Source organism: Dactylosporangium sp. NPDC000555, assembly GCF_040300025.1.
Taxonomy (GTDB): Bacteria; Actinomycetota; Actinomycetes; order Mycobacteriales; family Micromonosporaceae; genus Dactylosporangium.
The window spans coordinates 42,879-54,367 of the sequence record NZ_JBEPDB010000063.1; the positions used below are offsets into that span (position 1 = coordinate 42,879).

Annotated in this window: 12 protein-coding genes; 5 read left to right on the forward strand and 7 right to left on the reverse strand. The window is 70.7% G+C overall.

Going from position 1 to position 11,489, the window contains the following annotated elements:
* Positions 1 to 66 precede the first annotated feature (66 nt).
* On the reverse strand, positions 67 to 1,332 hold the full coding sequence (locus tag ABT297_RS30290; RefSeq protein ID WP_350555800.1) for an MFS transporter: 1,266 nt from the start codon (positions 1,330 to 1,332) through the stop codon (positions 67 to 69).
* 148 nt (positions 1,333 to 1,480) lie between these two features.
* Here ABT297_RS30290 and ABT297_RS30295 point away from each other — a divergent pair, with 148 nt between their 5' ends.
* A complete protein-coding gene (locus tag ABT297_RS30295; protein ID WP_350555801.1) occupies positions 1,481 to 1,969 on the forward strand; it encodes a hypothetical protein in 489 nt (162 codons plus the stop codon).
* A gap of 21 nt (positions 1,970 to 1,990) precedes the next feature.
* Here ABT297_RS30295 and ABT297_RS30300 read toward each other — a convergent pair whose 3' ends face one another.
* The gene (locus ABT297_RS30300; RefSeq protein WP_350555802.1) at positions 1,991 to 3,211 is read right to left on the reverse strand and encodes an MFS transporter; all 1,221 of its coding nucleotides are present in this window, start codon (positions 3,209 to 3,211) and stop codon (positions 1,991 to 1,993) included.
* Between the two features lie 83 nt (positions 3,212 to 3,294).
* Between ABT297_RS30300 and ABT297_RS30305 the strand changes: the two genes are divergently transcribed.
* Positions 3,295 to 4,176: a LysR family transcriptional regulator gene (locus tag ABT297_RS30305; RefSeq protein ID WP_350555803.1), complete on the forward strand. Its 882-nt coding sequence runs from the start codon at positions 3,295 to 3,297 to the stop codon at positions 4,174 to 4,176.
* Between the two features lie 25 nt (positions 4,177 to 4,201).
* Here the strand turns inward: ABT297_RS30305 and ABT297_RS30310 are convergent, their stop codons facing one another.
* A complete protein-coding gene (locus tag ABT297_RS30310; RefSeq protein WP_350555804.1) occupies positions 4,202 to 4,684 on the reverse strand; it encodes an NUDIX domain-containing protein in 483 nt (160 codons plus the stop codon).
* A 104-nt stretch (positions 4,685 to 4,788) separates the two neighbouring features.
* Here ABT297_RS30310 and ABT297_RS30315 point away from each other — a divergent pair, with 104 nt between their 5' ends.
* Both ABT297_RS30315 and ABT297_RS30320 read left to right on the forward strand, forming a co-directional pair.
* Positions 4,789 to 5,298, forward strand: a complete 510-nt coding sequence (locus tag ABT297_RS30315; protein ID WP_350555805.1) for a DUF6221 family protein — start codon at positions 4,789 to 4,791, stop codon at positions 5,296 to 5,298.
* Positions 5,299 to 5,511: 213 nt separating this feature from the next.
* Positions 5,512 to 6,162, forward strand: a complete 651-nt coding sequence (locus ABT297_RS30320; RefSeq protein ID WP_350555806.1) for a CBS domain-containing protein — start codon at positions 5,512 to 5,514, stop codon at positions 6,160 to 6,162.
* Between the two features lie 157 nt (positions 6,163 to 6,319).
* Here ABT297_RS30320 and ABT297_RS30325 read toward each other — a convergent pair whose 3' ends face one another.
* From ABT297_RS30325 to ABT297_RS30335, 3 genes are all read right to left on the reverse strand, one after another.
* Positions 6,320 to 6,709 (reverse strand): hypothetical protein, encoded by a 390-nt coding sequence (locus ABT297_RS30325; RefSeq protein ID WP_350555807.1) that lies wholly within the window; start codon positions 6,707 to 6,709, stop codon positions 6,320 to 6,322.
* Between the two features lie 17 nt (positions 6,710 to 6,726).
* Positions 6,727 to 8,151, reverse strand: coding sequence for a type I glutamate--ammonia ligase (gene glnA, locus ABT297_RS30330; protein WP_350555808.1), 1,425 nt, complete (start codon positions 8,149 to 8,151; stop codon positions 6,727 to 6,729).
* Positions 8,152 to 8,244: 93 nt separating this feature from the next.
* Positions 8,245 to 8,859: an endonuclease III domain-containing protein gene (locus ABT297_RS30335; protein WP_350555809.1), complete on the reverse strand. Its 615-nt coding sequence runs from the start codon at positions 8,857 to 8,859 to the stop codon at positions 8,245 to 8,247.
* A 6-nt stretch (positions 8,860 to 8,865) separates the two neighbouring features.
* Between ABT297_RS30335 and ABT297_RS30340 the strand changes: the two genes are divergently transcribed.
* Positions 8,866 to 9,243: a hypothetical protein gene (locus tag ABT297_RS30340; RefSeq protein ID WP_350555810.1), complete on the forward strand. Its 378-nt coding sequence runs from the start codon at positions 8,866 to 8,868 to the stop codon at positions 9,241 to 9,243.
* An 84-nt stretch (positions 9,244 to 9,327) separates the two neighbouring features.
* On the opposite strand, the gene ABT297_RS30345 is transcribed toward ABT297_RS30340, so the two are convergent.
* A complete protein-coding gene (locus tag ABT297_RS30345; RefSeq protein ID WP_350555811.1) occupies positions 9,328 to 10,887 on the reverse strand; it encodes a protein kinase domain-containing protein in 1,560 nt (519 codons plus the stop codon).
* Positions 10,888 to 11,489: the final 602 nt, after the last annotated feature.

Here is an 11,489-nt window from a genome sequence, read left to right on the forward strand (position 1 = left end):
TGCGACGTCCTGCATGAGTCCAGGCTGTCACCGACAATTTCTCTTGTCAAGGAGGAAATTGTTGTCCTAGGCGGCGTCAGCTGGTTGGGCATGGGCTGTCGCCGGCCCGATGTCCGGTGCGGGTGTGGGATCCGGGCGACGAGGCAGCAGGAGCGGGCTGGCGAGGATGAGCAGCCCCGCGAGCGTGATGGCCGTGCGTGGGCTGGTGGCGCTGGCGAGCAGTCCGCCGAGCGCGCTGAGGATGGCGATGGCGGCGCCGCCGCTGATCGACCAGGCCGACAGGGTGCGGACGATGCGGTCGTTGGGGGTGTGCTGCAGTCGGTAGGTGGCCAGTACCGGGTTGTACAGGCTCATGCTGATGATGATCGCGAGCTCGACGGCGATCACGGTCGCGAGGCCGGCGACCCCGGGCCGGACGAAGGCGAGGCCGATCAGCCAGACCGCGCGCAGCGTGCCGACGGTGCGGAGGATGCGATGCTGGCCGTATCGGGCCACGACCCGAGGAGCCAGGCGTGAACCGATGAGTCCGCCGACGCAGGGTGCGGCGAAGGCGAGGCCGTACTGCCAGGGTGGAAAGCCCAGTTCACCGAGCAGCAGTACCGCCAGCAGCGGCTCGGTGGCCATGATCAGTCCGGCGACGAGCAGCTGGTTGAGGTAGAGCGCCCGCAGGCCGGGATGGCTCAGGAGGTGCCGCCAGCCGTCGAGCAGTTCGCCGGCCCGGACCCGGCTCTGGCCGGCGCGCTGCGGGGGTTCCTCGCGGCCGCGAATCGCCGTGATGCCCAGCGCGGAGAGCAGGTAGCTGAGCGCGTCGGCCACGATCGTGGTCACCGGCCCGAACACGCCGATCGCCGCCCCGCCCAGCGGCGGCCCGACCGCGATGGAGCTCCACGTCGTCGACTCGAACCGCGCGTTGGCCACGAGCAGGTCATCCGGCCGGACGAGGGTCTTGAGGTAGGCGCCGCCGGCGGCGGTGAAGGCGATTTTGGCCGCGGCGGCCACGGCCGAGACGACCAGCAACTGGAAGAAACTGAGCCGGCCGAAGGCGTAGGCGACCGGGATCGTCAGCATGACCGCGAACCGGACCAGATCCATCGCGATCATCACCGGTCGCTTGCGGCGGAACTCCACCCACGGGCCGAGCGGCAACGCGATCAGCGCGCCCACTGCCGGCCCCACCGCCGCCAACGCGGACACCTGCGCGGGACCGGCATGCAAGACCAGCACGGCGATCAGCGGCAACGCGCCGAAGCCCAGCCCGGAGCCGTAGGCGCTGACCGCGTACGCCATCCACAGCCATCCGAACTGCCGACCCAGGGATCGTCTCGCAGCCAAGTTCCACACCCGCCCGATCCGAAACGATTCGCCGTTGTCCACTGCGATCACAGCCAGGCCGGAAATAGGGGAGATGGGCATAGTACGCTCTCGCGGCATGAGTCACGGGGGACTTCTGGTGCGCGGATTGTCAGGCCGATCAACCGCCGTGCGAGCGCTGACGGTCGCCATCGTGCTCATGCTCGTCGCCGGCTGCAGCGACCCGGTCCAGCAGCCCGGTGCGACCCGCTGGACCCCGCCGGGCACACAGGCTCCGGGCGACGCCCGGTGGCCGGACCGAGTTCAAGTCGACCACGACTCAGGCACGCTCGCCGCCCCGGGCTTCAACGCACTCGTCGACTCCGCTGCCCCCGGCTGGGCATCGGCGCCCGACACCACCGCGGCTGAACTGCTGGCACTGAACAACGGGTTCGACGGCCCAGTCGAGGTCTATCTCCACCAGGAGACCGATAAAGGCGAGGCAGTCGTGACCGTGACCCTCACCAGGCTCGGCGATGACTCGGTCAAGGCGATGCGCTACCGCGTTGTGTTCGATCGGGGCGACGACGGGCGGTACCGGTTCGTCTCGGGCAAGCGGACCACGCGCTGCCAGTCCGGGCGGGGACACCAGACCTTCGAGACGAGCCTTTGCTCCTGACGCCGGCCGATCGGTCTCTCGCTATGTGCGGAGCAGGGGGCGGCTCACCGCGGCGGTCAGGGTCACGATGGCGGCGGCGAAGCCCAGCAGTGCCACTGGTGCGCTGATCAGCTGGGTCAGCACGCCGAGGCCGAGGACCGGGATGGCCAGGCCGAGGTACCCGCCGAGGAACAGGCCGGCGAGGGCTTCGCCGCGGATCGCGGGCGGTGCCAGGTCGACCACGGTGGAGATCGCGCCCTTGAGCAGCGCGCCCGCGCCGGCGCCGGCCAGCACGCCGCCCGCCAGGAACGCGGGCAGGGACTCGGCCCACACCGCGGCGGTGAGCGTCGCCAGGCCGAGCGCGACCAGGGCCAGGCCCGCGGCCAGCTGGTCGCGTGTGGCGCGGCGGCGCAGCAGCACCTGGGCGAGGGCGCCGCTGCCGAAGACCAGCGAGGCCACCGCGCCGGCGAGGACGCGCGACGGGTGGTGCAGCGTGCCGGCGACGAAGGCGGGGGCCAGGGAGGTGAACAGGCCCAGGACCGACAGCGACGTGAAGGCGCCGGCGGCCGCGGCGAAGTACCGTGGGCGTGTCTCGGCCGGCACGTCGACGCGCTGCGGGCGGTAGCGGCGCGACCGCACCGCGACGGTCTCCGGTACGAGCGACACGGCCAGCGCGGAGGCGAGCAGCAGTCCCAGGAAGACGAGGTACGGCGTGCGCAGCGGCGCGGACGCGTACTGCGCCAGCAGGCCCGACGTGATGGGTCCCAGCGCGAAGCCGCCCAGGTTGGCCACGGTCGCGACCAGGTCGCCGCGGGCACGGCCGGCGCCGGGACGGGCGGCGGCGTGCAGCTCGGACAGGTGCGCGGTCGCCGTCGCGGTGATCATGCCGATGCCGAGGCCGGACAGCACCCGGGCGGCGATCACCACGCCGAGCGACGTCGAGGTCAGGAACAGCGTCGCGGAGACCGCCTCCAGCAGGACCGCCGGGAGCAGCACGCGGCGGCGGCCCAGCCAGTCCGACACGTGCCCGGCGAGGAACAGGCTGACGATCACGCCGAACGCGTACGCGGCGAACGCGACCGTCACGGCGATCGTCGAGTACCCGTCATGGCGCTGGTACAGCGCCCAGAGCGGGGTCGGCACGACGCTGAACGCCAGCGACGTGGCGAACGCGAGCGCGATCACCCAGAAACCCTGGTCGTGGCTGAACCCGCGGACGCGGGCGGCCCGCGGGACCGCCGGGTGGGACAGGACGGTGGTCATGTCGCCCAATGTCCCCTGCCGATATCAGCACCGACAACGAATCTTCGTGCTGGCCAGCATCACCAAATGCGATGATGCTGGCCGTGGAGCTGCGGCATCTGGTGTACTTCGTGACCGTCGCCGAGGAGCGGAACTTCACGAGGGCGGCGCAGCGGCTGCGCGTGGTGCAGTCGGGGGTCTCCGCCGCCGTCCGCGCCCTGGAGCGTGAGCTCGGTGCGCAGCTGTTCGAGCGCAGCTCGCAGCGGGTCGTCCTCACCGACGCGGGCGCCGCCCTGCTGCCGGCCGCCCGCGCCACCATCGACGCCGCCCAGGCCGCCCGCGACGCCGTCGCCGAGGTGCGCGGCGGTCTGCGCGGCGAGCTGCGCATCGGCACGCTGATCTCGGTGGGCTTCGTCGACCTGCCCGGCCTGCTGGGCCGCTTCCGCGCCGAGCACCCGGCCGTCGACCTGCGCCTGCGCGCGGCCCCGACCGGCTCCGCGGGTCTGGCCGCCGACCTGCTCGGCGGCGAGCTCGATGTGGCGTTCCTGTCGCTGTCCGGCCGCGCGCCGACCGGCCTGTCGGTGCGTACCCTGGCCGCCGAGCCGATCGTCGCCGTGCTGCCGGCCACCCACCCGCTCGCCGGCCGTCCCCGGCTGACCCTCGCCGACCTCGCCGACGAGCCGTTCGTCGACTCGCCGCCCGGGTACGGCAACCGCACCGAGGTCGACCGGGGCTTCGCCGCCGCCGGCCTGAGCCGCCGCGTGGCCCTGGAGGCCGCCGACATCGCCACCGTCCGGCACTACGTCCGCGAGGGCCTCGGCGTGGCGCTCATCCCGCGCTTCTCGGCCGCCGACGAGCCGGGCCTGCGGGTCGTTCCGGTCGATGCCCGGCTGAGCTGGACCTTCGCCGTGGCCACGGCCTCGGCCCGCCGCCCCAGCGCCGCCCTGCGCGCCCTGCTGGACCTCGTCGACGACAACCGCCGCTGACCGTCTTGATGGTCGTCCACACGAATCAGCAGATGCGACTGCCGTCTTCCAGGTAGTACGTCACCGTGTCGGTCGCCGCCAGCAGCGCGGCGGCCGCCCGGCGAGCGAGCAGCGGGGACAACCGTTGCTCCGCCTCGGCGAGCGTGCACCACGCCCAGCCGCGCAGCTCGTCCGCGGGGAACTGGATCTTCGCGGTCGCCTCCGCACCGAGCATGCCGCCGTCGTAGAGGAACATCACGCCCTCGGTACGACCCGGTCGTGGCGGCACCCAGTCGACGACCAGCAGCCGGCCGGGCGACATCGTCAGGCCGAGCTCCTCTTCGACCTCGCGCCGCGCGGCGTCGTACGGCGACTCGTCACCCTCGACGGTACCGCCGGGCAGCTCCCAGTCGTCCTTGTACACCGGTTCGACCAGCAGGATCCGGTCAGCGGCGTCGCGGAACAGCACTCCGGATCCCATCCGCTTGCGCGGGAGCGTGGCTGTGTAGTCGCCGGCGAACGTGCTCACCAACGCAGGCTACGCCGACCCGCGAACCGGGATGGGGCCAAAATCCGGTCTACCGTCGCGGACGGCACCGCCTGAGGAGAATCGAAAATATGACCAACGACCTGGTGGAGTTCATCGAGGCACGGCTTGCCGAGGACGAGTCGATCGCCAGCATCATCTCGGCGGGCGGGTACGCACCGCAGGTGTGGGGCGTGAAACCGGACCAGCCCGGCGGCTGGCGAGAGATCCGAGCGTCCGACCGCACCGGTCCCACGGACCCCGCACAGGTGCACGGAGAGGGGGGTGAGCTGGTCGCGGTCGTGCCGGGCAGCCGCAACCAGCACATCCATATCGCCCATCACGATCCCGCCCGGGTGCTTCGCGAGGTAGCGGCCAAGCGGCGGCGGCTCGAGCGGCACAAGCCGGGCTATGCCAGCGGTCAGGTCGAGTACGGCAGACACCATGAGGTGTACCGGCGCGAAGACGGCAAGACGATCGAGGTGCTGGTGCAAGACGACGAGCCGCGGGAGCCGAACTGGTGCCGGACCTGCGCTGAGCCGGCTCCATGCCGAGAGCTCCGCAACGACGCATCGGTCTGGTCAGACCACCCCGACTTCCCTGAATGGGCCGTCTGAGCCAGGACCGGCTTCGTCGCTCAGCCATATCGCGCCGCTACCGCGGCTGAACCGGCGGCAGGCCCCGGTCCGCCCGGCTTTCATGCCCGGGTCACGCGGCGGGCATCACCCGCGTCGAGGCCGTCTGATCCGGCCGGCGGCGGCGTAGCGTTGCCAGTGGGTACCCATTTTTGGCTCTCGCGCGCTGAGGTTACGCCGGAGAGGGAGGGCATTATGGCCTTCGAGAGAATGAAGGAATCCGCCAAGCGTGGCCTGGCGACGGGCCGGGCGCGAGTGGACGAGACGCGAGCCGAGCGGCAGCGCAGCAAGCTGCTGCAGGAGATCGGCGAAGCGAGCTACGCCGAGCACACCGGCCAGGCGACCCACGAGGCCGTCGCCAGCAAGGTCCGGGTTCTGGGCGAATTCGAGCGCTCGCTTCGCGAGAAGGCGGCGAGTCGCCCGGAGCAGCGGCGGGCGAAAGACATCATGCACCGGGGAGCCGAGTGCGTCGACGAGAACGAGAGCGTCGTGACCGCCGCCCGGAAGATGCGGGAGCTCGGGGTGGGTTCGCTGCCCATCTGCGGCACGGACGACCGGCTGCACGGCATCGTCACCGACCGCGACATCGTCCTGCGGTGCATCGCCGAGGGCCGGGAGCCCGGCCAGGTCAAGGTGCGTGACCTCGCTCAGGGTCCGCTGGCCTGGGTCGACGCCAGCGCCGACCTCAACGAGGTGCTGCGTCAGATGGAAGAGCGTCAGGTCAAGCGGCTGCCGGTCGTCGAGAACCGCCGTCTGGTCGGCATGATCAGCGAAAGCGACCTGGCCCGCAACCTCGACGAACACCGGCTCGCCGAGTTCGTCGAGAAGGTCTACGCGACCTCCTGAAGCATCGGCCGCCGACCTGCGGCGGGCGACGGCGGGAAGGTGTCGGCCTCGGGTCGGCTCATCGGCCGCTACCAGCGACGCCGAACCCGCATCGATCTGCGTGGCGGGCCCCGGGGCCACCACCCCGAAGGCCCGCCGCGTCGCCGGCGGTCACCGGCTAGCCGATGACCTGGTCGCCTAGGATCCGGCGCGCCTCGTCCGGGTTGTCGGTGCAGGTGGCGAAGACCACCTCACCGCCGCAGATCGACATGGGCAGCAAGCCCTCGATGTTGACGTTCCCATCGGTCAGCTTGCGCGCGAACCGGCCCACCTCGCCCGGCCGGTCGGCACACTTCACCTGGATGGCGGGGTGCTCGGTGTACGGGACCCTCCCGGCGTCCAACGCCGCGCGGGCGGTGTCCTCATCGGTCGCGGTGAGGAAGACGAGACCGTGGTCGCCGGCGGTCACGCCACCCAATTCGAGATTGACACCGCGCTGCCCGAGAACCTCGCCGACATGAGCCAGCTCTCCCGGCTGGTTCTTGAGATCGATGGTGAAGATCTTCATGGCAGTACCCCTTCGGGCTAGATGTCGTAGTACATGGCGAACTCGTACGGGGTGGGGCGCAGCAGGACCGGCTCGATCTCGTCGCCGCGCTTCCAGACGGTCCAGGTCTGGATCAGGTCCTGGGTGAAGACGCCGCCGTCGAGCAGGTACTCGTGGTCCGCCTCGAGCGCGTCGAGAACCTCGGGCAGCGAGCCGGGGGTCTGTTCGACATGGGTGAACTCACTCGCTGGCAGGTCGTAGAGGTCCTTGTCGATCGGGTCCGGCGGTTCGCTCTTGTTCTTGATGCCGTCGAGGCCGGCCAGCAGCATCGCGGAGAACGCCAGGTACGGGTTGGCCGCCGGGTCGGGCACCCGGTACTCCACGCGCTTGGCGTTCGGGTTGTCGCCGGTGACCGGGATCCGCGCGCAGGCGGAGCGGTTGCGCTGCGAGTACACGAGGTTGACGGGCGCCTCGAACCCGGGGACCAAGCGGCGGTACGAGTTGACCGTCGGGTTGGTGAACGCGCACAGGCTCGGGGCGTGGCGGAGCAGGCCACCGATGTACCACCGCGCGGTGTCCGACAGCCCGGCGTACCCGGTCTCGTCGTAGAACAGCGGCCGCCCGTTCAGCCACAGGCTCTGGTGGGTGTGCATGCCGGAGCCGTTGTCGCCGAACAGCGGCTTGGGCATGAACGTCACCGTGTGGCCGGCCGCCCACGCGGTGTTCTTCACGATGTACTTGTACAACTGGAGGTTGTCCGCGCAGTGCAACAGTGGCGCGAACCTGAAGTTGATCTCCGCCTGGCCGGCGGTGCCGACCTCGTGGTGCGCCTTCTCCACCGTGAAGCCGGCGTCGGTGAGGTGCGCGACCATCGCGCCGCGCAGGTCCGCGAAATGGTCGACCGGCGGCACCGGGAAGTAACCGCTCTTGTAGGGGGTCTTGTACCCGAGGTTGCCGCCGGGTTCCTCCCGGCCCGTGTTCCACCAGCCCTCGATCGAGTCGATGTGGTGGTACGCCTCATGCGTCGCCGAGGCGAACCGGATCGAGTCGAAGATGTAGAACTCGGCCTCCGGACCGAAGAACGCCGCGTCGGCGATGCCGGTCGTGATGAGGTACGACTCGGCCTTCCTGGCCACGTTGCGCGGATCGCGGCTGTACGGCTCGTGAGTGACCGGGTCGTGGACGAAGCAGTTCAGCGCGAGCGTCTTCTCCGTCCGGAAGGGGTCGACGAACGCGCTCGAGATGTCGGGGTACAGCACCATGTCCGACTCGTGGATCTTCTGGAAGCCCCGGATCGACGAGCCGTCGAAGGGAATCCCGGCGCTGAACACGCTCTCGTCGAACGAACCGGCCGGCACGTTGAAGTGCTGCATGGTGCCCAGCAGGTCGCAGAAGCGCACGTCGACGAGCTGGATGCCTTCGACCTCGAGGTACCGCAATATTTGCGCGGGATCGGTGAACACGGACCCTCCCGGTGTCAGCGCACGCGGCCGACCCCGGTCGCGGCGGTCCGGACAGTCCCTCCACCCCAACAGTACAAGCGACAACCGAGGAGATCAGCCGTACGCCGTAGCGGCCGCGTGGCGGCAGGAATCGGCGAGGAAGCAGCGTCGACAGTCCGGGACACCCACGGTGCACGTATCGAGGGCGACCTGCTGGAGCAACGGATGAACGCGCGCCAGGTCCGGGCCGTAGGCCAGCAGGTCCGCGGCGACCTGGCGGATACCCGGCTTGGTGAGGCCGCCATCGTGATCGGTGAGACCGAGCCGGAACGCGACCCGCAGCAGGTTCTGGTCGATCGGCACCGTCTCCGGGACGTCGTTGATGATCGTCGTCACGATGGCGGCGGTATGTGTGGCGACGCCGGGCAACGACATCAGGAACGTCAGCGCGTGCGGGCCGGAGGCGCCGAACAGCCGGTCGAACGCCGTCTCGCCGCGCCGGTCGAGCATCGCCGCGGTGGCGTGCAGGCGGGCGGCCTTGGCCTCACCGACCAGCCTGACCAACTGGACCAGGTGAGGCAATGGCAGGGCGGCAACTCGCCGCGGCGTGACACCACCGCAGGCGGCGGCGAGCCGGGAAAACACCGTCCGTACGGCGTCGGCGGGGCGGGCCTGGGCCAGGATGGCCAGCACGAGCGTCTCGAACGGCGAGCCGGACAACAGAATCATGCCGCGGTGGTACCGGCGCAGGGCCCGCAATGCCGGATGGCCGTCAAGAGCCAGGCCGCCGACCTGATCACCATTGCGAAAAGCGGCGGTCAGCAGCGCACGCAACGCCTCTTGTTCCGCTCCGGCCCGGAACCGGAAATGCAGTTCGCTGCCGTCGGCCTCGACCCGGACCGGAATGCCTCGTCCGTTCAGGTGAACGATGCGCTGCCAGCCGCCGTCCTCGATCGCTTGCCAGGCCAGGGCAGGGATCTGCAGTCGCATGGTGGCCTCGAGATCCAGGGCGGACTCGCAGGCAATGATCAATTCAGGAGGCATCGGCGCGCCTCCGCGGTGCTATTCGTGCCGATGCCGATACGCATTCGGAAACGCGTCACCGCAGAATAGCGATGCACACGTCCATCGTGTTACACATCTATATCTGATCATGCCCGGCGCATCCTGAGCCGGCCGGTTCGCCGCCGCGGCGGGTCAGTCCCGCCCGCCGTTGTCGCCGGGGACCGGCAGGTTTGCCGCGAGCTGGTCGACCGAGGTGAGCACCGCCGTGTACCCGGTGCTGGACAGAGCGCCGTCCTGGTGCAGCTGGTCGAGCCGGTCACGCAGGTTCGCCAGATCCGTGGCGGCCTGGTCGGCGTTGCCGCGCCTGAGGTCGCGGGCGAGGCTGTCGAGCCGGCGGGTCAGCTCGCGCGCCGTCTGGCCGTCCAGGCTCCCGTCACCGGCCTGGGCCTGCACGGCAGCGCGGGCCGCGGCCAGCACCGCCGCGACCGAGCCGCCCGGGTCGCTCGGCGTGTCACTCGGTTCATCACTCGGCGTGTCACTCGCGGTCTCGCTCGGCTCCGGGCTTGGTTCCTCGCTCGGCGTGTCGACCGGCGCCGCGCTGGACGCGTCCGTGGACGGGACGGCCGGGGTCGTGTGCGCCGGGGTGGGCGCCGCGGCCGGGTCGCCGGAGCGGCCCGGGAGGGTCCCGAGCGCGAACACAAGGGCGGCGACGGCGGTAGCGCCGAGCGCCACCAACGCGATCGCGGCCGAACGGCCCCGTCGCGGCTCCGGTGCCTGCGGCTCGCCGGGCACGGGCAGCGCGCGCGTCGCCGGGCGCACCGCGGCGCGGCCGTGGATCGGCGCCGCACCGCCCAGCGTGGCCGTTCCCTGACCGTGCGCGAGTGCGGCCGGTCCGGGGGCGCGCCCGAGAAGATCCGTCGCATCGCCGCGCGCCGGCCCGGCGATGGCGGCCAGCGCCACGCGGACCTGCGCCGCGCTCGCCGGCCGGTCCGCCGCGCGCTTGGCCAGCAGCGCGCCGACCAGGGCGGTGAGCTGCGCCGGCAATCCGGGCCGCAGGGCCGCCAACGGTACCGGCGTCTCGTGCACCTGCTGCAAGGCGACCTGGACCGGCGAGTCGGCGACGAACGGCGGACGCCCGGCGAGCATCGCGTACAGCACGCAGCCCAGTGCGTACAGATCGCTGCGGGCGTCGGCGGGCTCACCGAGGACCTGCTCGGGCGCCATGTACGCGCTGGTGCCGATCACGGTGGCGGGGGCGGTCAGCGCGGTCTGTGCCCGGTCGGTGACGCGCGCGATGCCGAAGTCGCAGACCTTCACCCGGTCCTCGCCGCCGATGAGGATGTTGGCGGGCTTCACATCCCGGTGCACCACCCCGGCGTCGTGCGCGGCCGCCAGCGCGTCGCACACCTGCTCCGCCAGGCGCACCGCCCGCCGCGGGTCCAGTGGTCCGGCGGCGAGCTCATCGGCGAGGCTGCGCCCCTGGACCAGCTCCATCACGAGGTACGGCGTGCCGTCGTCGACCCCCACGTCGTGCACGGCCACGATGTTCGGGTGCGACAGCCGCGCCACGGTGCGTGCCTCACGCTCGAACCGCTTCGGCAGCGACGGATCGGCGCTGCCCTTGTCATGCAGCAGCTTCACGGCCACGGGCCGGCCCAGCCGCGCGTCGACGGCCTGCCACACCTCGGCCATGCCGCCTCGGCCGATGACCGATCGCAGCTCGTACCGGCCGCTCAACACACGCCCCACCACGGTGCTCAACCCTCGCATAACCGCCCGGTCCTACCGAAGGGGACGTCACGGCGTGTCACGGTGGCGGACCGCACGGTGGCCCTCCGCCCGTTGGGCCGACCCGGGCACGGCCGAGTTCGGTTACAGGTAGACGAAGGCCGTGCCGCGCTGTGGTGGCTGTCACGCGGCCTCGATTTGTTCTTGGTCGCCGAGGTGTCGTAACGTTCCGTCTCGCAAGAAACGGGCGGGACGCCTTGGAGATTCCGGTAGGACACGGATTGACGAGGCGACAACGACCGGGTAGAGTAACTTGGCCCGTAGGGAACCGGACGAGCCGCTGAGCGGTCATCGGCCGGCCTGCAAAGGCCAAGCCAAGCGAATCGAGATCACCCGAATGGGTGAGTATTGGTGCGCCTGGGAAAGTTCGAGCGATGCGGACCGATCCCCGGATTTGGTTTTGCGAAGTCGATCGAGTAGATTAGCGACATCGCCCCGCGAATCGGCGCCTCGAGATGAGGCGAAGATAAACGGTGTGTGTTGGTTGTTTGAGAACTCAACAGGGTGCTTGTTAAGCCAGTGCCAAATGATTATTACCCCGTGGCATGGGCCTCTTGGAGGTTTGT

Coding starts and splice junctions, on each gene's coding strand:
- ABT297_RS30300 (WP_350555802.1), bottom strand. CDS start 3,211: ATGACCACCGTCCTGTCCCACCCGGCGGTCCCGCGGGCCGCCCGCGTC.
- ABT297_RS30320 (WP_350555806.1), top strand. CDS start 5,512: ATGGCCTTCGAGAGAATGAAGGAATCCGCCAAGCGTGGCCTGGCGACG.
- ABT297_RS30325 (WP_350555807.1), bottom strand. CDS start 6,709: ATGAAGATCTTCACCATCGATCTCAAGAACCAGCCGGGAGAGCTGGCT.
- ABT297_RS30335 (WP_350555809.1), bottom strand. CDS start 8,859: ATGATTCTGTTGTCCGGCTCGCCGTTCGAGACGCTCGTGCTGGCCATC.